At 60.3% G+C, this 20,235-nt stretch carries 18 protein-coding genes; 9 read left to right on the forward strand and 9 right to left on the reverse strand.

Translation table 11 applies throughout. From position 1 onward, the window contains the following. Positions 1–11 precede the first annotated feature (11 nt). The gene (tcdA, locus tag ACP7D9_RS05665) at positions 12–830 is read right to left on the reverse strand and encodes a tRNA cyclic N6-threonylcarbamoyladenosine(37) synthase TcdA (RefSeq protein WP_426156097.1); all 819 of its coding nucleotides are present in this window, start codon (positions 828–830) and stop codon (positions 12–14) included. A gap of 214 nt (positions 831–1,044) precedes the next feature. On the opposite strand from tcdA, the gene ACP7D9_RS05670 reads away from it, so the two are divergent. The 4 genes from ACP7D9_RS05670 to ACP7D9_RS05685 all read left to right on the forward strand — a co-directional run bounded on the left by ACP7D9_RS05670 (position 1,045) and on the right by ACP7D9_RS05685 (position 6,270). Beyond that, a complete protein-coding gene (locus tag ACP7D9_RS05670) occupies positions 1,045–3,636 on the forward strand; it encodes a glycosyltransferase (RefSeq protein WP_426156099.1) in 2,592 nt (863 codons plus the stop codon). Positions 3,637–3,856: 220 nt separating this feature from the next. After that, complete coding sequence (dapE, locus tag ACP7D9_RS05675) at positions 3,857–5,008, forward strand: succinyl-diaminopimelate desuccinylase (RefSeq protein WP_101157846.1); 1,152 nt, start codon at positions 3,857–3,859, stop codon at positions 5,006–5,008. Further along, a complete protein-coding gene (locus tag ACP7D9_RS05680) occupies positions 5,008–5,817 on the forward strand; it encodes a putative RNA methyltransferase (protein ID WP_101157844.1) in 810 nt (269 codons plus the stop codon). The genes dapE and ACP7D9_RS05680 overlap by 1 nt, the downstream gene beginning before the upstream one ends. Positions 5,818–5,892: 75 nt before the next feature. Continuing rightward, positions 5,893–6,270 (forward strand): hypothetical protein, encoded by a 378-nt coding sequence (locus tag ACP7D9_RS05685; protein ID WP_007978418.1) that lies wholly within the window; start codon positions 5,893–5,895, stop codon positions 6,268–6,270. Positions 6,271–6,361: 91 nt separating this feature from the next. On the opposite strand, the gene ACP7D9_RS05690 is transcribed toward ACP7D9_RS05685, so the two are convergent. Next, positions 6,362–6,571, reverse strand: coding sequence for a cold shock domain-containing protein (locus ACP7D9_RS05690; protein WP_101157840.1), 210 nt, complete (start codon positions 6,569–6,571; stop codon positions 6,362–6,364). Between the two features lie 238 nt (positions 6,572–6,809). Between ACP7D9_RS05690 and plsB the strand changes: the two genes are divergently transcribed. The 3 genes from plsB to ACP7D9_RS05705 all read left to right on the forward strand — a co-directional run bounded on the left by plsB (position 6,810) and on the right by ACP7D9_RS05705 (position 10,546). Next, positions 6,810–9,311: a glycerol-3-phosphate 1-O-acyltransferase PlsB gene (plsB, locus tag ACP7D9_RS05695; RefSeq protein ID WP_101157838.1), complete on the forward strand. Its 2,502-nt coding sequence runs from the start codon at positions 6,810–6,812 to the stop codon at positions 9,309–9,311. Between the two features lie 119 nt (positions 9,312–9,430). After that, positions 9,431–9,829, forward strand: coding sequence for a YbaY family lipoprotein (locus ACP7D9_RS05700; RefSeq protein ID WP_426156103.1), 399 nt, complete (start codon positions 9,431–9,433; stop codon positions 9,827–9,829). A 27-nt stretch (positions 9,830–9,856) separates the two neighbouring features. After that, positions 9,857–10,546 (forward strand): DUF4197 domain-containing protein, encoded by a 690-nt coding sequence (locus tag ACP7D9_RS05705; protein ID WP_426156105.1) that lies wholly within the window; start codon positions 9,857–9,859, stop codon positions 10,544–10,546. Between the two features lie 196 nt (positions 10,547–10,742). Here ACP7D9_RS05705 and ACP7D9_RS05710 read toward each other — a convergent pair whose 3' ends face one another. Both ACP7D9_RS05710 and ACP7D9_RS05715 read right to left on the reverse strand, forming a co-directional pair. After that, the gene (locus ACP7D9_RS05710; RefSeq protein ID WP_426156107.1) at positions 10,743–13,811 is read right to left on the reverse strand and encodes an efflux RND transporter permease subunit; all 3,069 of its coding nucleotides are present in this window, start codon (positions 13,809–13,811) and stop codon (positions 10,743–10,745) included. 6 nt (positions 13,812–13,817) lie between these two features. Then, positions 13,818–14,918 (reverse strand): efflux RND transporter periplasmic adaptor subunit, encoded by a 1,101-nt coding sequence (locus tag ACP7D9_RS05715; RefSeq protein ID WP_426156109.1) that lies wholly within the window; start codon positions 14,916–14,918, stop codon positions 13,818–13,820. 94 nt (positions 14,919–15,012) lie between these two features. On the opposite strand from ACP7D9_RS05715, the gene ACP7D9_RS05720 reads away from it, so the two are divergent. Continuing rightward, positions 15,013–15,648: a TetR/AcrR family transcriptional regulator gene (locus ACP7D9_RS05720; protein WP_426156111.1), complete on the forward strand. Its 636-nt coding sequence runs from the start codon at positions 15,013–15,015 to the stop codon at positions 15,646–15,648. 268 nt (positions 15,649–15,916) lie between these two features. Here ACP7D9_RS05720 and ACP7D9_RS05725 read toward each other — a convergent pair whose 3' ends face one another. After that, positions 15,917–16,699, reverse strand: coding sequence for a class I SAM-dependent methyltransferase (locus tag ACP7D9_RS05725; RefSeq protein ID WP_426156113.1), 783 nt, complete (start codon positions 16,697–16,699; stop codon positions 15,917–15,919). Between the two features lie 92 nt (positions 16,700–16,791). Here ACP7D9_RS05725 and ACP7D9_RS05730 point away from each other — a divergent pair, with 92 nt between their 5' ends. After that, entirely contained in the window at positions 16,792–17,412 is a 621-nt protein-coding gene (locus ACP7D9_RS05730) for an energy transducer TonB (protein WP_426156115.1), read from the forward strand. A 3-nt stretch (positions 17,413–17,415) separates the two neighbouring features. Here ACP7D9_RS05730 and ACP7D9_RS05735 read toward each other — a convergent pair whose 3' ends face one another. From ACP7D9_RS05735 to ACP7D9_RS05750, 4 genes are read right to left on the reverse strand one after another with little or no spacing between them, the layout of a single operon-like run. Next, positions 17,416–18,108 carry an extensin family protein gene (locus tag ACP7D9_RS05735; protein WP_426156117.1) on the reverse strand — a complete coding sequence of 231 codons (693 nt, stop codon included), beginning with the start codon at positions 18,106–18,108 and terminating at the stop codon, positions 17,416–17,418. A gap of 2 nt (positions 18,109–18,110) precedes the next feature. Further along, positions 18,111–18,947, reverse strand: a complete 837-nt coding sequence (locus tag ACP7D9_RS05740; RefSeq protein WP_426156119.1) for an isocitrate lyase/PEP mutase family protein — start codon at positions 18,945–18,947, stop codon at positions 18,111–18,113. Positions 18,948–18,977: 30 nt separating this feature from the next. Then, positions 18,978–19,838 carry a DUF72 domain-containing protein gene (locus ACP7D9_RS05745; protein WP_101157811.1) on the reverse strand — a complete coding sequence of 287 codons (861 nt, stop codon included), beginning with the start codon at positions 19,836–19,838 and terminating at the stop codon, positions 18,978–18,980. Beyond that, a complete protein-coding gene (locus ACP7D9_RS05750) occupies positions 19,838–20,146 on the reverse strand; it encodes a hypothetical protein (protein WP_101157809.1) in 309 nt (102 codons plus the stop codon). Before ACP7D9_RS05750 ends, ACP7D9_RS05745 begins: the two co-directional genes overlap by 1 nt. Between the last annotated feature and the right edge of the window lie 89 nt (positions 20,147–20,235).

Consider the following 20,235-nt stretch of genomic DNA (forward strand, 5'->3'; position numbering starts at 1 on the left):
CAGCCCCAACATCAAGCCTGAGGTTTTACTCGGTCCGAAGGGCGCCGCACCCCCGCCACAATCTTGTCCACAGCCTTGGTCGCCGCGACCATACCGAACGTCGCCGTGACCATCATCACCGCGCCAAACCCGCCGGCGCAGTCGAGTTTTACGCCGTCGCCGACAAAACTCTTCTGCAGACAAATGCTGCCGTCCGGTTTCGGGTAGCGCAGCTGTTCCGTGGAAAACACACACGGCACGCTGTAGTGGCGGGTCACGGTGCGGGAAAAGCCGTAGTCCCGGCGCAATGTCGAACGGACTTTAGAGGCCAGCGGATCGTTGAAGGTGCGATTCAGATCACAGACCTGAATCAGCGTCGGGTCGATCTGCCCACCCGCGCCGCCGGTGGTGATGATCTGGATCTTGCGGCGTTTGCACCAGGCGATCAGCGCCGCTTTGGCATTGACCGCATCGATGCAGTCGATCACGCAGTCGATGTTCGGCGTGATGTATTCGGCCATGGTGTCGCGAGTGACGAAATCGGCCACGGCGTGCACCGTGCAATCGGGATTGATCCCGCGCAGACGCTCGGCCATCACTTCGACCTTGGGTTTGCCCACGGTGCTGTCCAGGGCGTGCAACTGGCGGTTGGCGTTGCTGACACAGACGTCGTCGAGGTCGAACAGCGAAATCTCGCCAACCCCGCACCGGGCCATGGCTTCCGCCGCCCAGGAACCGACGCCACCGACGCCGACGATCGCCACATGGGCGGCGCGCAAGCGTTCCAGGCCCTCGATGCCATACAAACGGGCGATGCCTGCAAACCGCAGATCTTCTGTACTCATGACCATTACCCCAAAAACTGGCGCGCATTATAGGGCTACGCAGCGACAAGTTTTAAGCTGCAAGCGACAAGTGCAAGAACTTAAGTCAAAGAGGCTTGCCCAATGTGAGCCATTTCCCTGTCTGATGTACGACCGGCGAACTGTCGGTGTAGGATGCGCGCCCTTCGGCGTATTAGCCTACCGATCCTTCGTTCCACAGCCTTTGGAACCTGAAACAGCTATGTCATCGCGTAAATTTGGACTCAACCTGGTGGTGGTGCTGGCCATCGCTGCCTTGTTCACCGGTTTCTGGGCGCTGGTCAATCGCCCGGTCACGGCGCCGGACTGGCCGCAGCAAATCTCCGGCTTCTCTTATTCGCCATTCCAGCAGGGGCAATTCCCACAGAAGGATCAATATCCGTCTGACGACGAAATGCGCCGTGACTTGGAAATCATGAGCAAGCTGACCGACAACATCCGTATCTATTCGGTGGACGGTTCGCTGGGAGACATCCCGAAACTGGCTGAAGAGTTCGGTTTGCGTGTGACCCTCGGTATCTGGATCAGCCCGGATCAGGAACGCAACGAACGGGAAATCGTTAAAGCCATCGAACTGGCCAATACCTCGCGCAGCGTGGTGCGCGTGGTGGTCGGCAACGAGGCGCTGTTTCGCGAAGAGATCACCCCTGAGTCCTTGATCGTTCTGCTGGATCGGGTGCGCGCCGCCGTCAAAGTGCCGGTGACTACTTCCGAGCAATGGCACATCTGGGAGAAATACCCGCAACTGGCCAAGCACGTTGATTTGATCGCCGCCCACGTCTTGCCCTACTGGGAATTCATTCCGGTGGACAAGGCTGGCCAGTTCGTCTTCGACCGCGCCCGCGACCTGAAAAAGCTCTTTCCGAAAAAACCGCTGCTGCTGTCTGAAGTCGGCTGGCCGAGCAACGGGCGCATGCGTGGTGGCGCCGACGCATCGCCGGCGGATCAGGCGATTTATTTGCGCACTCTGGTCAACAAGCTCAATCGCCAAGGCTTCAACTACTTCGTGATCGAAGCTTTCGATCAGCCTTGGAAGGCCAGCGACGAAGGTTCTGTGGGCGCTTACTGGGGCGTGTTCAACGCCGCGCGTCAGCAGAAATTCAATTTCGAAGGCCCGGTGGTGGCGATTCCGCAGTGGCGCGTGCTGGCCATCGGCTCGGTGGTGCTGGCACTGCTGTCGCTGACCCTGCTGATGATCGACGGCTCGGCGCTGCGCCAGCGCGGCCGCACGTTCCTGACGTTTATCGCGTTCCTGTGCGGTTCGGTGCTGGTGTACATCGGTTACGACTACAGCCAGCAATACAGCACGTGGTTCAGCCTCACGGTCGGATTTCTGTTGGCGCTCGGTGCGCTCGGGGTATTCATTGTCCTGCTCACCGAGGCCCATGAACTGGCCGAAGCGGTGTGGATTCACAAGCGCCGGCGCGAATTCCTGCCGGTGCTTGGCGATTCCGATTACCGACCGAAAGTGTCGATCCACGTGCCCTGCTACAACGAGCCGCCGGAGATGGTCAAACAGACCCTCGACGCTCTCGCTGCACTGGATTATCCGGACTTTGAAGTGCTGATCATCGACAACAACACCAAGGACCCGGCGGTGTGGGAGCCGGTGCGCGATTACTGCGCGACACTCGGCCCGCGCTTCAAGTTCTTCCACGTATCGCCACTGGCCGGTTTCAAGGGGGGCGCGCTGAATTACCTGATTCCGCACACCGCCAAGGATGCCGAAGTGATCGCGGTGATCGACTCCGATTACTGCGTGCACCCCAACTGGCTCAAGCACATGGTGCCGCACTTCGCCGACCCGAAAATCGCCGTGGTGCAGTCGCCGCAGGATTATCGCGACCAGAACGAAAGCACCTTCAAGAAGCTTTGCTATGCCGAATACAAAGGCTTCTTCCACATCGGCATGGTGACCCGCAACGACCGTGACGCGATCATTCAGCACGGCACCATGACCATGACCCGCCGCTCGGTACTGGAAGAATTGGGCTGGGCCGACTGGTGCATCTGTGAAGACGCCGAACTGGGTCTGCGCGTGTTCGAGAAAGGGCTGTCGGCGGCGTATTACCACGACAGCTACGGCAAGGGCCTGATGCCGGATACCTTCATCGACTTCAAGAAACAGCGTTTCCGTTGGGCCTACGGCGCAATCCAGATCATCAAGCGCCACACCCGCAGCCTGCTGCGCGGCAAGGACACCGAACTGACTCGCGGTCAGCGTTATCACTTCCTCGCCGGTTGGCTGCCGTGGGTCGCCGATGGCATGAACATCTTCTTCACCGTTGGCGCGCTGTTGTGGTCAGCGGCGATGATCATCGTGCCGCAACGGGTCGATCCGCCGTTGCTGATTTTCGCGATCCCGCCGTTGGCGCTGTTCGTGTTCAAGGTCGGCAAGATCATCTTCCTCTATCGCCGCGCCGTCGGCGTGAATCTGAAGGATGCATTCTGCGCGGCGCTGGCCGGGCTGGCGTTATCGCACACCATCGCCAAAGCGGTGCTGTACGGTTTCTTCACCAGCAGCATTCCGTTTTTCCGCACGCCGAAAAATGCCGACAACCATGGTTTCTGGGTGGCGATCAGCGAGGCTCGCGAAGAGTTGTTCATCATGCTGTTGCTGTGGGGCGCGGCGCTGGGGATTTTCCTGGTGCAGGGCATTCCGAGCAATGACATGCGCTTCTGGGTAACCATGCTGCTGGTGCAGTCGCTGCCGTATCTGGCGGCATTGATCATGGCGTTCCTGTCGTCGCTGCCCAAACCTGTGGCCAAGGCTGAGCCGGCACCGGTCGTCTAAAACCGCAACGCAGCACTAAACGGCGGCCAATGGTCGCCGTTTTGCTTTAAGATAACCGCCATTTTGCGGGACTGACCGAACACTATCCCCCTGTGGGAGCGGGCTTGCTCGCGAAAGCTTTGCAACATTCAGCCTGTATGCTGACTGACACACAGCCTTCGCGAGCAAGCCCGCTCCCCCATTTTGTCCGCGCCCACATTCATGATCTTCGGAGCTTTCCATGACGGCCCACGCCGACCTATCGCCGACCCTTCAACTGGCCATCGACCTGATCCGCCGTCCTTCCGTGACCCCGGTCGACGCTGACTGCCAGAAGCAGATGATGCAGCGCCTGGGCGATGCCGGTTTCACCCTGGAGCCGATGCGCATCGAAGATGTGGATAATTTCTGGGCCACTCACGGCAATAACGATGGCCCGGTGCTGTGCTTCGCCGGCCACACCGACGTGGTGCCTACCGGTCCGGTTACCGCATGGCAGATCGATCCGTTCAACGCCATCATCGACGAACACGGCATGCTCTGCGGCCGTGGCGCGGCGGACATGAAAGGCAGCCTGGCTTCGATGACCGTTGCCGCTGAACGCTTCGTCGCCGATTACCCGAACCATAAAGGCAAGGTCGCGTTCCTGATCACCAGCGACGAAGAAGGCCCGGCGCATCACGGCACCAAGGCTGTGGTCGAACGTCTGGTGGCGCGCAACGAGCGTCTGGACTGGTGCATCGTTGGCGAGCCATCGAGCACCACGCTGGTCGGCGATGTGGTGAAAAACGGCCGTCGCGGCTCCCTCGGTGCCAGGCTCACGGTCAAAGGCGTGCAGGGTCACGTGGCCTACCCGCATCTGGCGAAAAACCCGATCCACCTCGCCGCTCCGGCGCTGGCGGAACTTGCCGCCGAGCACTGGGACCACGGCAACGATTTCTTCCCGCCGACCAGTTTCCAGATTTCCAATCTCAATTCCGGCACCGGCGCGACCAACGTGATTCCCGGTGATCTGGTGGCGGTGTTCAACTTCCGTTTTTCCACCGAATCGACCGTCGAAGGCCTGCAGAAACGCGTCGCCGACATCCTCGACAAGCATGGCCTGGACTGGCACATCGACTGGGCGCTGTCCGGCCTGCCATTCCTCACCGAACCGGGCGCGCTGCTCGATGCAGTGTCGTCGAGCATCAAGGACATCACCGGTCGCGAAACCAAAGCGTCAACCAGTGGCGGCACATCCGATGGCCGCTTCATCGCGACCATGGGCACGCAAGTGGTTGAACTGGGCCCGGTCAACGCAACCATTCACCAGGTCAACGAGCGCGTGCTGGCGGCGGACCTCGATGTGCTGACCGAAATCTATTACCAGACTCTGATCAAGTTGCTCGCCTGATGCTCGCATGCCCCATCTGCAGTGAACCGCTCAATGCGGTGGACAACGGCGTAGTCTGCCCTGCCGGGCATCGGTTCGACCGTGCGCGTCAGGGATATCTGAACCTGTTGCCGGTGCAGCACAAGAACAGCCGCGACCCGGGCGACAATCAGGCGATGGTCGAGGCGCGGCGTGACTTTTTGAACGCCGGGCATTACGCACCGGTGGCCAGGCGCCTGGCCGAACTGGCCGCCGGTTATGCGCCGGATCGCTGGGTCGACATCGGTTGTGGCGAGGGTTACTACACCGCGCAAATCGCCGAGGCTTTGCCCAACGCTGACGGCTACGCACTGGATATCTCTCGCGAAGCGGTCAAACGCGCCTGCAAACGCAATCCGGCGATCACCTGGTTGATCGCCAGCATGGCCCGCGTGCCGTTGGCTTCAGGCAGTTGCCAGTTTCTCGCCAGCGTTTTCAGTCCGCTGGACTGGGAAGAGGCCAAGCGTCTGCTCAGCATCGGCGGTGGTCTGATGAAAGTCGGCCCGACTCGCGGCCATCTGATGGAACTGCGCGAGCGCCTGTACGACGAGGTCCGCGAGTACACCGACGACAAGCATCTGGCTCTGGTGCCAGCCGGCATGGCACTGGCGCACAGCGAAACCCTGGAATTCAAACTGACCCTGGACAAGCCCGAGGATCGCGCCAACCTGTTGGCGATGACGCCCCACGGCTGGCGTGCCAGTGCCGAGCGTCGTGCGGCGGTGATCGACCAGGCCGAGCCGTTCGAGACCACCGTGTCGATGCGCTACGATTATTTCGTTCTTCAATAATTTTTGGTCTCGGGCACAGGCCCGGGGCCGGCTAAATCCGCGAATGGATTTTTCAGACCCGCAGTGAGGACATCCATGCGCCAACCGGACATCGAGATTTACCTGAAAGACGCCGACGTCGACCACAAAGCCATCGCCGCCTGGCTCGGCGCCGCGTTAGGCCCGTGCAGCGACTGGGTGCAGAAAGGCCAGACGTACAAGTGCAAGGCCGGCAACGTGCCGGTGACCTGGCTACCGAAAGCGGTGGGCAAGTGGAACAGCCTGTACCTGGAAAGCGACCAGACCCCATGGGACGACGACATCGCCTGCGCCCGCGCAGCCTTTGCCGCGCTGAACGTCGAAGTGCGTTGCGCACCGGGAACCTGGGTTGAAGAAGAAGGTGAAGAAACCGCCGATCGCTGGATTCGTATCAGCGCTGACGGGGAAGAAGAGATCACCTGGAAAACCGCCTGAAAGCAAAAGATCGCAGCCTTCGGCAGCTCCTACAGGGTCATGTGTACACTTGTAGGAGCTGCCGAAGGCTGCGATCTTTTGGTCTTCAAGGTTACAGGCCTACAACGTCCTCAGCCTGCAAGCCCTTCTCACCGCTGATCACGGCGTACTCGACCTGCTGACCTTCAGTCAGCGAACGATGCCCCTCCCCGCGAATCGCGCGGTAGTGCACAAACACGTCCACCCCGTCTTCGCGCTGGATAAAGCCGTAGCCTTTGGCGTCGTTGAACCATTTCACGTTGCCGGTTTCGCGTGTTGCCATCTGTTCATACTCCTTTTTTATTATTGAACGGGCTTTTCGCAGGAAAGCCTTCGAGGAACGTCAGCCTGCGTCCGACGTCCATCGAAGGGCACCGGCAACAGAGCGCCGAGTATATGACAGGTGGAAAAAGTCTCAACAGGAGATTACTTCGGTGCTTTTTTGCCGATTTTCACCCAATACGGCAAACTGTCGCCCACTTGAGCAACCGCTCGGTTTTATCCACTCACGCAGAAGCCGTATGACCCGTTCCCCGTTCCGCCGTCTTGTGTTTGGCACCCTGCGCCGCCTGTTGTATCTCTGGGTTCGCTCCGAGACCATCAATCAGTCGTCGTTCACCCTCAACCTCGACCGCAGTCGTCCGGTGTTCTACGTCCTGCAAAATCCTTCGCTGACCGATCTGGCGGTAGTCGACACCGAGTGCACCAAGGCCGGCCTGCCCCGTCCGGTGCTTGCAGTGTCGGTGGGTGCGCTGATCGAACCGGCGGCGTTTTTTTACCTGACGCCGGATCCGGACTGGCTCGGTCGCCAGGACAAACGCGGTGCACCGCCGACCCTGACCCGACTGGTCAGCGCGCTGTCGCAAAATGCCGCCGAAGATGCGCAGATCATTCCTGTCAGCGTGTTCTGGGGCCAATCGCCGGATAGCGAAAACAGCCCGTGGAAATTGTTGTTCGCCGACAGCTGGGCGGTCACCGGCCGTCTGCGGCGCTTGCTGAGCATCATCGTCCTTGGCCGCAAGACCCGCGTGCAATTTTCCGCGCCGATCCACCTGCGCGAGCTGATCGATCACAACAAGGGCCACGAGCGCACCGTGCGCATGGCCCAGCGCATCCTGCGTGTGCACTTCCGCAATCTGAAAGCCGCAGTGATCGGCCCGGACATTTCCCACCGGCGCAACCTGGTCAAAGGCCTGCTCAACCAGCCGCTGGTCAGGCAAGCGATCCTCGACGAAGCCGAGCGCGAAAAAATCTCCCCGGAAAAAGCCAAGGCCCAGGCCCTGCGCTACGGCAACGAGATCGCTTCGGACTACACCTACACCGCGATCCGTTTTCTGGAAGTGGTGCTGAGCTGGTTCTGGAACAAGATCTACGACGGCATCAAGGTCAATCACATCGAGGGCGTGCAGAACGTCGCGCAGGGTCACGAAGTGATCTACGTGCCGTGCCACCGCAGCCACATCGATTACCTGCTGCTCTCGTATCTGCTGTTCCGCAACGGTCTGACTCCGCCGCACATCGCCGCCGGGATCAACCTGAACATGCCAGTGATCGGCAGCCTGCTGCGGCGCGGCGGCGCGTTTTTCATGCGCCGAACGTTCAAGGGCAATCCGCTGTATACCTCGGTGTTCAACGAATACCTGCACACGCTGTTCACCAAAGGTTTCCCGGTCGAGTATTTCGTCGAGGGCGGGCGCTCGCGCACCGGGCGCATGCTGCAACCGAAAACCGGCATGCTCGCGATCACCCTGCGCAGTTTCCTGCGTTCGTCGCGGATGCCAATCGTGTTCGTGCCGGTGTACATCGGTTACGAGCGCGTGCTCGAAGGCCGCACCTACTTGGGCGAACTGCGCGGGGCGAGCAAGAAGAAAGAATCGATCTTCGATATTTTCAAAGTGATCGGCGCACTCAAGCAGCGCTTTGGCCAGGTCGCGGTGAACTTCGGTGAGCCGATCAAACTGGCAGAATTCCTCGACGCCGAGCAACCGGACTGGCGCCAGCAGGAACTCGGTCCGCAGTTCAAACCGGCGTGGCTCAACGAAACCACCAACCGCCTCGGCGAGAAAGTCGCCCGGCACTTGAACGAAGCGGCGGCGATCAATCCGGTCAATCTGGTGGCGCTGGCATTGCTCTCGACCACGCGACTGGCGCTGGATGATCGGGCCATGGCGCGGGTGCTGGATCTGTATCTGGCGCTGCTGCGCAAGGTCCCGTATTCACCGCACACCACCTTGCCGGAGGGCGATGGCCGTGCGCTGATCGAGCACGTGAAGGACATGGATCTGCTCGCCGAGCAGAACGATGCACTGGGCAAGATTCTGTATCTGGACGAGCAGAACGCAGTCCTGATGACTTACTACCGCAACAACGTCCTGCACATTTTCGCCCTGCCATCCTTGCTGGCGAGTTTCTTCCAGAGCACCTCGCGCATGAGCCGCGAGCAGATTCTGCGCTACACCCGCGCGTTGTATCCGTACCTGCAATCGGAGTTGTTCATTCGCTGGACGCTGGATGAGCTGGACGGCGTGGTCGATCAATGGCTGGAAGCGTTTGTCGAGCAAGGCCTGCTGCGTTTCGAGAAGGACCTGTACCTGCGCCCGGCGCCGAGTTCGCGACATTTCGTGTTGCTGACGCTGCTGTCGAAAAGCATCGCGCAGACCTTGCAGCGTTTCTACATGACCGTGTCCCTGCTGCTCAACAGCGGCCAGAACAGTATCAGCGCCGAAGAGCTGGAAGACCTGTGCACGGTCATGGCCCAGCGCCTGTCGATCCTCCACGGTCTGAATGCCCCAGAGTTCTTCGACAAGAGCCTGTTCCGCCATTTCATCCAGACCCTGCTCGACCTCGATGTGCTGCGCCGCGACGAAGCCGGCAAGCTCAGCTACCACGAACTGCTCGGTGAACTCGCCGAAGGCGCGGCGAAACGCGTGCTGCCAGCGGAGATTCGTTTGTCGATCCGTCAGGTCGCGCTGCATCGCAGTGAAGATGCGGCGGACCAGGTCACACCTCAACCTGAGACCTGACACAAATACCCTGTGGGAGCGGGCTTGCTCGCGAAAGCGGCAGATCAAACAATTTATATGTTGAAAGAAAAACCGTCTTCGCGAGCAAGCCCGCTCCCACATTGAAAGGAGCTCCACCGATGAAAAAACTGCTGACCCTCGCTGCCGCCACGCTACTCAGCGCCTGCCAATCAACCACCCCCGCCGGCAAGGCCAGCCTCGACGGAGAAGTCTTCTACCTGCAACGCATCGCCTTGCCGCCGAGCGCAACCTTAAGCGTCAGCCTTCAGGACGTGTCGCTCGCCGATGCCCCAGCCGTCGTCCTCGACCAACAGAAAGGCCCGGTCAAAGGTCAGGTGCCGGTGCCGTTTCATTTGAGCTACGATCCGGCGCAAGTCAAACCCGGCCACCGTTACTCGGTCAGCGCGCGCATTGAAGTCAACGGCGAGCTGCTGTTCATCACTACCCAAAACCACGCCGTGCAACTCGACGGCAATGACCCGCAGCCGCTGAAAATTCGCGTCGACGCCGTTCGTTAACCCATTCTTCGCCACAAGGAAGCCGCCATGCGCCGCCCTACCCTTCGCTTCGCCGCCGTCTGCGCCAGCCTGCTGATCTGCGCCAACGTCCTGGCCCTGTCGCTCAATGACCTGTCGCAGCAAGACGCCACCGGCGGTCTCAAGGACGCTCTGACCCAGGGCGCACAGATCGCCGTCAAACAACTCGGCACCCCGGGCGGCTTCAGCAACAACCCCGACGTGAAAATCGAACTGCCGGGAAAACTCGGCAAAGCCGCGAGCAAGATGAAAGCCTTCGGCATGGGCGCCCAGGTGGAAGAACTGGAAACCGCGATGAACAAAGCCGCCGAATCCGCCGTGACTCAGGCCCAGCCCATCCTCGTCGATGCTGTGAAAAAAATGAGCGTGGCCGACGCCAAAGGCATCCTCAGCGGCGGCAACGATTCGGCGACCCAATACCTGAACAAATCCAGCCGCGAACAAATCCGCGCGAAATTCCTGCCGATCGTCAAACAAGCCACCGACAAAGTCGGCGTCGCACAGAAGTACAACTCGTTCGCGGGCCAGGCCGCTGCGTTTGGCGTGGTGGACGCGAAGAGCGCCAACGTTGAAAGCTACGTCACCGAACAGGCGCTCAACGGTTTGTTCGAGATGATTGGCAAACAGGAAGAAACGATTCGTCAGAACCCGGCCGCTGCGGCGACGAGTCTGGCGAGGAAGGTGTTTGGTACGCTTTAAGCTGTCTTTACACGGGGCGAGACGATTCGCCCTCGAAGGATTGATCCGGGCGTGCTAGCGCAGCGACCGTCTGGCGCAGCCAGACACAGCGCAAGGAGGTGCAGCGAAGCAAACAGGAGCCGCTGCGCCGCTACCGAAGCAACGGATATTCACCCAACCCCACCAGCCACCTTGGCGGCCCGAAGGCCGCCAAGGATCAACCCTCCCGACGAACCCTGAACCAGGCCGCATACAACGCCGGCAAAAACAACAAAGTCAGCGCCGTAGCCACAATCAATCCACCCATGATCGCCACCGCCATCGGCCCGAAAAACACACTGCGCGACAACGGAATCATCGCCAAAACCGCCGCCAGCGCCGTCAACACAATCGGCCTGAAGCGCCGAACCGTAGCCTCGATAATCGCCTGCCAAGGCTTAAGCCCCGAGGCGATATCCTGCTCGATCTGATCCACCAGAATCACCGAGTTACGCATGATCATCCCGGACAACGCGATCGTCCCCAGCATCGCCACGAACCCGAACGGCTGACGAAACACCATCAGAAACAACGTCACCCCGATCAAGCCCAACGGCGCCGTGAGAAACACCATCGCCGTGCGCGAGAAACTGCGCAGTTGCACCATCAGCAATGTCAGCACCACCACGATGAACATCGGCACGCCGGCATTCACCGACTTCTGGCCACGCTCGGAATCTTCCACCGTGCCGCCAACATCCAGCAGATAACCATCGGGCAATTCGGCGCGAATCGGGTCCAGCGTCGGCATGATCTGCTTGACCAGTGTCGCCGGCTGTTCCTTGCCATAAATGTCAGCGCGTACCGTCACGTTCGGCAGGCGATTGCGGTGCCAGATGATGCCTTCCTCGAAACCGTATTCCAGGGTGGCAATCTGCGACAGCGCCACGCTGCGGCCGTTATCCGTCGGCACCGCGAGACTCGGCAACAACGACAATTCAGTGCGTTCATGCACGGTGCCGCGCAGTAGAATCTCGATCAATTCGTTGTCTTCGCGGTACTGGCTGACCGTCGAACCGACCAGCGAACTCTGCAGGAATTTCGCCAGATTGGCGGTGCTCACGCCAAGGGCCCGAGCGCGATCCTGATCGATGTTCAGATAAACAACTTTGCTCGGCTCTTCCCAATCCAGGTGCACGTTGACCACATGCGGATTCTCACGAACCTTGGCCGCCACTTTGCGCGCCAGCGCTCGAACCTCTTCGATGTGTTCACCGGTAACGCGGAACTGCACCGGATAGCCAACCGGCGGACCGTTTTCCAGGCGAGTAACCCGCGAACGCAGGGTGGGGAATTGTTCATTGAGGGTCTCAATCAACCAGCTGCGCAGCGTTTCACGCTCTTCAATGGTTTTGGCCAATACCACGAACTGGGCAAAACTCGCCGCCGGCAGTTGCTGATCCAGCGGCAGGTAGAAACGCGGTGAACCGGTGCCGACATAGGCCACGTAATTGTCGATACCGGCGTGCTCCTTGAGCAGCGCTTCGAGGCGTTTGACTTCACTGGTGGTGTTAGCCAACGACACGCCTTCGGCCAGTTTCAGATCGACCATCAACTCCAGCCGATTCGAAGCCGGAAAGAACTGTTGCGGGACGAAACGGAACAGCATCACTGAGGCGATGAACAGCCCGACGGTCAGCACGATCACCGTCTTGCGATGCGCCACGCACCACTCGACCAGACGCCGCACGCGCTGATAAAACGGCGTGGCATATGGGTCCGGCTGGCCATCGCCAGCCCCGTGTTTTGCCGCGTGAATTTTCGCCAGATCGGGCAGAAGTTTTTCCCCCAGATAGGGCACGAACATCACCGCCGCCACCCATGAGGCGAGCAAGGCGATGGTCACGACCTGGAAAATCGAGCGGGTGTATTCACCGGTGCCGGACTGCGCAGTGGCAATCGGCAGGAAGCCGGCAGCGGTGATCAACGTGCCGGTGAGCATTGGGAACGCAGTGCTGGTCCAGGCATAACTCGCCGCGCGAATGCGGTCGAAGCCCTGCTCCATTTTGATCGCCATCATTTCCACAGCAATGATCGCGTCGTCCACCAGAAGCCCCAGCGCCAGCACCAGCGCGCCGAGGGAGATCTTGTGCAGGCCGATACCGAGGTAATACATGCAGGCGAAGGTCATCGCCAGCACCAGCGGAATGGTCAGCGCGACGACCATGCCGGTGCGCACGCCGAGGGAGAAGAAACTCACCAGCAAGACGATCGCCAGCGCTTCGACCAATACCTGAACGAACTCGCCGACCCCGGTTTTCACCGCAGCCGGTTGATCGGAGACCTTGCGCAGCTGCATGCCGGCCGGGAGGTTTTTCTGAATGCGCGAGAACTCGCCTTCGAGCGCCTTGCCCAGTACCAGAATGTCGCCGCCGTCCTTCATCGCCACCGCCAGGCCGATCGCATCGTCGCCCATGAAACGCATGCGCGGCGCCGGTGGGTCGCTGAAACCGCGACGCACATCGGCGATATCGGAGATGCGGAACGTGCGATCGGCGACGCGGATCGGAAAGTTTTTTATCTCATCGACGGTCTGAAAATTCCCCGAGACGCGTAGCTGCAAGCGCTCGCTGCCGGTTTCGAAGAACCCCGCCGTGGACACCGCGTTCTGTTCTTCCAGCGCCTGCTGCACTGCCGCCAGCGGCAGACCCAGAGTGGCGAGTTTGACGTTGGACAGCTCAACCCAGATTTTCTCGTCCTGCAGGCCAAGCAATTCGACCTTGCCGACGTCCTTGACCCGTTGCAGCTGGATCTGGATGCGGTCGGCGTAATCCTTGAGCACGGCGTAGTCGAAGCCATCGCCGGTCAGCGCGTAAATATTGCCGAAGGTGGTGCCGAACTCATCGTTGAAAAACGGCCCCTGAATTCCCGGCGGAAGGGTCTGGCGGATGTCGCCGACCTTCTTGCGCAACTGGTACCAGAGGTCGGGAATGTCCTTGGAGTGCATCGAATCGCGGGCAATGAAGGTGACTTGGGATTCACCGGGGCGGGAGAACGACATGATGCGTTCGTACTCGCCGGTTTCCATCAACTTCTTCTCGATGCGTTCGGTGACCTGGCGCGAGACTTCCTCTGCGGTCGCGCCGGGCCAGCGGGTCTGGATGACCATGGCCTTGAAGGTGAACGGCGGGTCTTCGCTCTGGCCGAGCTTGGTGTAGGACAACGCGCCAACAACGGCGAGCAAGAGCATCAAAAACAGTACGATCTGGCGATTACGCAACGCCCATTCGGAGAGGTTGAAGCGCATCGGGGCTTACTCCTTGTTCGCCAGATTGACTACACGGTTGGAGCGATCCACCGGCCGCACCTGCTGGCCTTCGAGTAGCACGTGAACGCCAGCAGCCACTACCCAATCGCTGGCATTCAAGCCTTCGAGCACTGCCACGGTTTTCTCGCCGAACGGGCCGACCCGCACCGGGGTTTTCTTCAATGTGTTGTTGCCGTTGACCACCCAGACGTAGGTCGCGCCGTTCTCAGCGGTCAGCGCCGAAAGCGGTATCGACAGCGAGACACTGTCGGCCGATTGCACGAACACCCGGGCGCTCTGCCCCAGTTCGGCCGGAACCTTGCCGCTGGTGAACGAGATGCGCGCGGCGAAAGTGCGCGAGCGCGGGTCGGCGGACGGCGACAACTCGCGGATCTGCCCGGCGAAGCGCTGGTTCTGCTGTGCCCACAGTTCCACGGTCACTGGTTGACCGACCTTGAAACGGCCGAAGCTCTGCTCCGGCAAGCTGATCAGCACTTCGCGTTCGCCATCGGTGGCGAGGGTGAATACGGTTTGCCCGGCGGCGACCACCTGGCCAACTTCGACCGAACGCTTGGCCACGATGCCATTCTGTGGCGCACGCAGCACCGCGTAACTGGCCTGATTGGTCGAGACGTTGAATTCGGCTTTGATTTGTTTCAGGCGGGCTTCGCCGGAGCGGTACAGGTTTTCCGCGTTGTCGTAGGCTGAGCGGCTGACCATCTGCCGCTCCATCAAGGTTTTGTAGCGATCGCGCTCGGCGCGCACCAGGTTCAGATTGGCTTCGGCGGCGGCGACCTGAGCGCGAGTGGCCTCCAGTTGCAGGCGCACATCCTGCGGATCGAGTTCGGCCAAGGGCTGATCGGCCTTGACGCGCTGGCCTTCGTCGACCAATCGCCGGCTGACTTTGCCGCCGATGCGGAACGCCAGATCCGGCTCATAGCGAGCGCGAACTTCGCCCGGATAACTTTCCATCGCCTGCGCCGAAGGCTCGGGTTGCACCACCATGGCCGGGCGCACGGTGACTTTCGTCACCTCTTCCTGTCCACACGCCGATAACAGGAACGCCAGACTGACTGGCACGGCAAAAGACAACGCATGGCGGTACATGGTGACGGACCTTTCGCGAATGAGGCTTGGAATATTTATACTGGCGGGTATGGTATTAATAGCAAACTCACCAGTCCAGTATTAAAAGCGAAGAATGTCGAACAATCTTTCAGCTCCAAATGGCCCGGGCCGCCCCAAGGATCTGGCCAAGCGCCAGGCAATCCTTGATGCGGCGAAAATCCTCTTTCTTACTCATGGTTACGCCAACACCAGCATGGACGCGGTGGCCAGCGAGGCCGGCGTATCGAAGTTGACGGTTTACAGTCATTTCAATGACAAGGAGACGCTGTTTTCCGCCGCCGTCGTCGCCAAATGCGAGGAGCAACTGCCGCCGTTGTTCTTCGAGTTGCCGGAAAACATCCCGGTCGAAAATGTGTTGTTGAACATTGCCCGAGGCTTCCATCAACTGATCAATAGTAATGAGTCAGTTAACCTGCACCGGCTGATCATGGCGCTGGGCAGTCAGGATCCGAAGCTATCGCTGATCTTCTTCGAGGCCGGGCCTGAGCGCGTGGTTAATGGCATGGAAGGTCTGCTGGCGAAAATCCATGCGACCGGCGCGTTGAACATCAACCAGCCACGCAATGCCGCCGAGCATTTTTTCTGCCTGATCAAGGGTGCGGGGAATTTTCGTTTGTTGTATGGCTGCGGCGAGCCGCTGACTGGCGACGCGGCGGAGTGCCATGTGCGCGAGGTGGTGGGGTTGTTTATGAAGGCGTATAGGCCCTGATCATGCGGTGTCTGAACGGATGCTTTCGCGAGCAAGCCCGCTCCCACATTTGAAATGCATTCCATTGTGAGAGCGGGCTTGCTCCCACATTTGAAATGCATTCCATTGTGAGAGCGGGCTTGCTCCCACATTTGAAATGCATTCCATTGTGAGAGCGGGCTTGCTCCCACGTTTGAAATGCATTCCATTGTAAGAGCGGGCTTGCTCCCACATTTGAAATGCATTCCATTGTGAGAGCGGGCTTGCTCGCGAAGGGCGCGACTCGCTCTCAGGGTTTGAGGGCTTTCTTCGGATAAATGTCATACCGGCTCGATTTGCCATCCAGCGCATGGCTCGGCTTCGGCCCGTCGATGCACGGTGCCTTGCGCGGACGCTTGACCACCACCCGGTGCGTGGCCAGGGCCAGCGCGGCTTCAAGCAAGGCCGAAGCGTCCGGATCATCGCCTACCAGCGGGCGGAACAGGCGCATTTCCTTTTTCACCAACGCGGTTTTCTCACGATGCGGGAACATCGGGTCGAGATAGATCACCTGCGGCGGCTCCCCTTCCCAGTCACGCATGACCTCAATGGAATTGCCCTTGAGCAATTTCATCCGCGCCACGATCGGCGCCACGTCGAAATCTTCCGCCGCCCGCGCCAGACCGTCCTCAAGTAATGCGCCGATCAACGGCTGGCGCTCGATCAGGCTCATTTCACAGCCGAGACTGGCGAGGACGAACGCATCCTTGCCCAGCCCGGCGGTGGCATCCAGCACGCGCGGGCGCACACCTTGGGCGATGCCGACGGCCTTGGCGATCATCTGGCCGCTGCCGCCGCCATACAGACGACGATGCGCCGCGCCGCCCTCGACAAAGTCGACCCGCACCGGCCCCGGGGCATCCGGGCCGAGCTGCTGCAACTGCAAACCCTGCTCGCCAACCTGCAAGGCGAACTCGCCGTCCGCCTCGCCCAGCGGCAGGTCGAGACGTTCGGCCCATTGCTCGGCTTGCGCTTGAAACGTCGGGGCGAGGGCCAGGACATGGATGCGGCAGGCCGCGGGTGACTCGATCATGAAAAAACGCTCAAAAAAGTTAAGGATCGACAAAAACCGCCGATAAACCATTCAACGCGCATTTTGCCAGAGCTGAGCGTCAACCGAAAAAAATGTCAGGCATTCTTCCCACATCGATTGGCTACGTTTCGCCTCATGGCGACTTCAGCCGTCATAACACTCAAGCACTGAGCGGCGTCAGTCACCTGTGGCAGGATTTCTTTGCCCAGGCACTGGCCGAACAGACGAGTGACGTGGTGCCGGCCTGTGGCACATTTCCACCGGTTGACCTGAACAGCCCGCAAGAGCCGACCGTTGGCAGCGAGCTGCACGCGCACATCGTCAGCCAGCGCGAGTGCGACGTGGTCGAAACCGAAGTTCGCCCGCCAGAGCCGCTGTTCCTGCCAATCGCCGAGTTCGAAATGGAACTGCTGGACAAGCCGTTCCCACCATTCCCGCCAGAAGAACTCAAAGCCCAGCAAGAGCAACAGGATTTCGACAGCAGCTGGGTGCGCCCGGTTGTGATCAACAATGGCCAGCCACTGCCGGAGCCGGGCCCTGCTCCGCAGAAACGTGCACTGTACCTGCCGATCGCCGAGTTCGATCTGGACTTGCTGCAAAAACCTTACCCGCCGTTCCCGCCGGAAGAAATCGTCGAGCAACAGAAGGCTCTGGACTTCGATAACGGCTGGGCTCGGCCGATCGTTCTGCAGAACCTGCGACTGGCCGCCTGACCCTCAGCGACACACGCTCCAGCGCCCGACATCGACATGAAAGTGATTGCGATGGGCGGCGTTGTAATCCGGGCTCAACACCACACTGAATGACTCGCAGGCGCCATCGCGCACCTGGCGCAAAAATTCTGCGTCTCGATTTTGCCTGGGCCAGTCCTTGAGCACGCTGATCACACGTCCGTCAGCCAGGCGGAAACCAGCAATATCGAGCGCGTCGGCACTGGCGTGTCGACTGAGGGCACCGTTCTCTCGGTTGTAGACATTGCGGCAGGCGAAGCTGCCAAGGTGATCGACCCGCGCGATCTTCTGGCCGTAAACCGATTGCGCGGCCGGTTGCAGGGTGTGGTGTTCGAAGATCGCGTAGGCGACCGCCAGCGGGCAACTGGCGATGAAACTGCTGCTCAGCGCCACCTCACCGCCTTGCACACGCAGAGCGTCGATCAGCGGACACTTGGCGCCGGGGCTGTCAGCCTGGCGGCTGACGCGTAAATCCGAACTGCTCAGCGCCTGTTTGCACAGCTCGGGGTCGCTGCGCAGGCGCATGAATTTGTAACCGGTCAGCCAGTTGGGCGCGGTTTTCACGTCAAGGGGTGCCCAAGGGTTCCATTGCGGCGGCACGTCCAGCCAGCCGCGCCAGACGCTCAACGCCGCACCCGCCAGCGCCAGCACCACCAACCAGAACAGCCAACGCCCCATGCTCAGTCCTTGAAAAATTGATTGGCCCTGGCGTACGGCATCGACTGCGACGTAAAGCCAAACGTGCCGGACTGCTGGATTTCTTCTGCTGCGCGAAAGAACTCGCCGAACGCCGCCAGCGCCAACGCTGACCCGGTGCTGATGCGGCGTACGCCCATTTCCTCGAGCTGCTGCACGGTCAATTTCAGACCGCCGGACATCAACACGTTGACCGGTTTCGGCGCCACGGCCTGCACCACTGCGCGCACTTCTTCGACGGTGCGCAAACCCGGTGCATAGAGCACGTCGGCACCCGCTTCGGCGAATGCCTGCAAGCGGCGAATGGTGTCATCGAGGTCGGGATTACCGTGCAGGTAGTTTTCCGCGCGAGCGGTGAGGATGAAGGGAAACGCTAGCGTGCGCACCGCCGCGACGGCGGCCTCGATCCGTGCCACGGCGTGTTCGAAGCAATAGAACGGTGCGTCCGGACGCCCCGTGGCGTCTTCGATCGAGCCGCCCACCGCGCCCGCCTCGGCTGCGCGTAGAAGACTCTGCGCCGATTCGAGCGGGTCATCGGCAAAGCCGTTTTCCAGATCCACCGCCACTGGCAGATCCGTCGCTGCAACGATCGCGCGGACATTGGCCAGAGTCTCGTCGAGACTCAACGCGCCATCAGCCTTGCCCTGGGAAAATGCGTAACCGGCGCTGGTGGTGGCCAAGGCCTGATAGCCCAGACTGGCGAGCATCTTCGCCGAGCCGGCATCCCATGGATTGGGAATCACGAAAGTCCCCTGGCGATCATGCAGGGCCTTGAAGGCTTGGGCTTTAAGGAGTTGCTGTTGACTGACCTGGACGTTCATCGACCGGCTCCCGCACAGAAAAAAACCGCCTCAGAGCAAGCCAAGCTGCTCGGCGGCGGGTTCTCTGTATAGCTCAGGCAGCGCGGGCAAGCCAGGCAAACGTTGCATCAGTTGAGCGTGAAAACGTTGCGCCAGTTTCGCTGCCAGCAAATTGTCGGCGGTGTGCAGAAAGACGTACGGGGTACGGCCCTCTTCAATCCATTCAGCAACTTTCGTCACCCACGGCGCAAGAAATGGATCATTGGCCTCAAGCTCGGGATGGCCGATGAAGCGCACCTGCGGAAACTGGGTAAACGCCGCCGGACGCGTCGGCACTCGCGGTTTTTTCGATTGCGCGTGAATCACCGGCGACTCGGTCGACAGGCAGCTGAATAGTGCACGCGGATCCAGACAGATGCGCTCGACACCGCGATCCAGCAGCAGACGATTGAGCAGGCGCTCGCTTTCGCCTTTGGCGAAGAATTGTTCATTGCGCACCTCCACCGCAAGTGGGCGATCCAGAGCGTCAATGAACGCCGCCAGTTCCGGAAGACGCTGCGGTGTGAAGCTTTTCGACAATTGCAGCCACAGCGGCGAAACGCGGTCGCCCAACGGCTTGAGTAATTGCAGGAAGGTTTCGGCAGCGGTCAGTTGCTCGCGCAGGTCGCCACTGTGACTGATGTCGCCGGGGAATTTGGCAGTGAAGCGAAAGTGCGCCGGCATGATCTCGGCCCAGCGCTGCACAGTGGCTGGCGACGGACTGGCGTAGAAGGTGGTATTGCCTTCGACCGCGTTGAATACCTGACAGTAGAGAGCGAGAAAATCGGAGGTTTTTGCGTCTACCGGATACAGATACTCGCGCCAGGCATTCTCGCTCCAGGACGGGCAACCGAGGTAGTAAGGCAGATCCATCAGATATACAGATCGAGGCCCAGCACGTCCGCGTCCCAATCGACAAAACCGGCAGTGCTCAGGTAGCTGGCCAGCGCCATGGCTACGCTTTTCTTCATGGTGCGGTGGTAGATCATGTCTTGCTGACGGGCGGGCAGGTTGCTCAGACGTTGCGCAGCGGCTTGCGCGGCACGCGCCGCCAGTTGCTCCTCGCTCGGAAATTCCAGCTCGCCATCGATAATCTCGACGGATTCATCCAGCGCCGCGTTGCCTTTGCGCGGCTTGCGCTTGATGGGGTAGGACTGAGTGGAAACGCCGTCTATACGCATAATGTCATGCTCGGTATCGATGATGGCAATTTAGCGGCACTTGACCGACTTAGCAAACTGCCGAGTGATAACTAGAACACAGAAAGCGC

The sequence above is a fragment of the Pseudomonas sp. TSRC2-2 genome (genome assembly GCF_049897785.1).
GTDB lineage: Bacteria > Pseudomonadota > Gammaproteobacteria > Pseudomonadales > Pseudomonadaceae > Aquipseudomonas.

What these genes read in the sequence shown, in the direction of transcription:
- tcdA (WP_426156097.1), bottom strand. Translation starts at nt 830, where the DNA reads ATGGTCATGAGTACAGAAGATCTGCGGTTTGCAGGCATCGCCCGTTTG.
- ACP7D9_RS05670 (WP_426156099.1), top strand. Translation starts at nt 1,045, where the DNA reads ATGTCATCGCGTAAATTTGGACTCAACCTGGTGGTGGTGCTGGCCATC.
- dapE (WP_101157846.1), top strand. Translation starts at nt 3,857, where the DNA reads ATGACGGCCCACGCCGACCTATCGCCGACCCTTCAACTGGCCATCGAC.
- ACP7D9_RS05680 (WP_101157844.1), top strand. Translation starts at nt 5,008, where the DNA reads ATGCTCGCATGCCCCATCTGCAGTGAACCGCTCAATGCGGTGGACAAC.
- ACP7D9_RS05685 (WP_007978418.1), top strand. Translation starts at nt 5,893, where the DNA reads ATGCGCCAACCGGACATCGAGATTTACCTGAAAGACGCCGACGTCGAC.
- ACP7D9_RS05690 (WP_101157840.1), bottom strand. Translation starts at nt 6,571, where the DNA reads ATGGCAACACGCGAAACCGGCAACGTGAAATGGTTCAACGACGCCAAA.
- plsB (WP_101157838.1), top strand. Translation starts at nt 6,810, where the DNA reads ATGACCCGTTCCCCGTTCCGCCGTCTTGTGTTTGGCACCCTGCGCCGC.
- ACP7D9_RS05700 (WP_426156103.1), top strand. Translation starts at nt 9,431, where the DNA reads ATGAAAAAACTGCTGACCCTCGCTGCCGCCACGCTACTCAGCGCCTGC.
- ACP7D9_RS05705 (WP_426156105.1), top strand. Translation starts at nt 9,857, where the DNA reads ATGCGCCGCCCTACCCTTCGCTTCGCCGCCGTCTGCGCCAGCCTGCTG.
- ACP7D9_RS05710 (WP_426156107.1), bottom strand. Translation starts at nt 13,811, where the DNA reads ATGCGCTTCAACCTCTCCGAATGGGCGTTGCGTAATCGCCAGATCGTA.
- ACP7D9_RS05715 (WP_426156109.1), bottom strand. Translation starts at nt 14,918, where the DNA reads ATGTACCGCCATGCGTTGTCTTTTGCCGTGCCAGTCAGTCTGGCGTTC.
- ACP7D9_RS05720 (WP_426156111.1), top strand. Translation starts at nt 15,013, where the DNA reads ATGTCGAACAATCTTTCAGCTCCAAATGGCCCGGGCCGCCCCAAGGAT.
- ACP7D9_RS05725 (WP_426156113.1), bottom strand. Translation starts at nt 16,699, where the DNA reads ATGATCGAGTCACCCGCGGCCTGCCGCATCCATGTCCTGGCCCTCGCC.
- ACP7D9_RS05730 (WP_426156115.1), top strand. Translation starts at nt 16,792, where the DNA reads ATGTCAGGCATTCTTCCCACATCGATTGGCTACGTTTCGCCTCATGGC.
- ACP7D9_RS05735 (WP_426156117.1), bottom strand. Translation starts at nt 18,108, where the DNA reads ATGGGGCGTTGGCTGTTCTGGTTGGTGGTGCTGGCGCTGGCGGGTGCG.
- ACP7D9_RS05740 (WP_426156119.1), bottom strand. Translation starts at nt 18,947, where the DNA reads ATGAACGTCCAGGTCAGTCAACAGCAACTCCTTAAAGCCCAAGCCTTC.
- ACP7D9_RS05745 (WP_101157811.1), bottom strand. Translation starts at nt 19,838, where the DNA reads ATGGATCTGCCTTACTACCTCGGTTGCCCGTCCTGGAGCGAGAATGCC.
- ACP7D9_RS05750 (WP_101157809.1), bottom strand. Translation starts at nt 20,146, where the DNA reads ATGCGTATAGACGGCGTTTCCACTCAGTCCTACCCCATCAAGCGCAAG.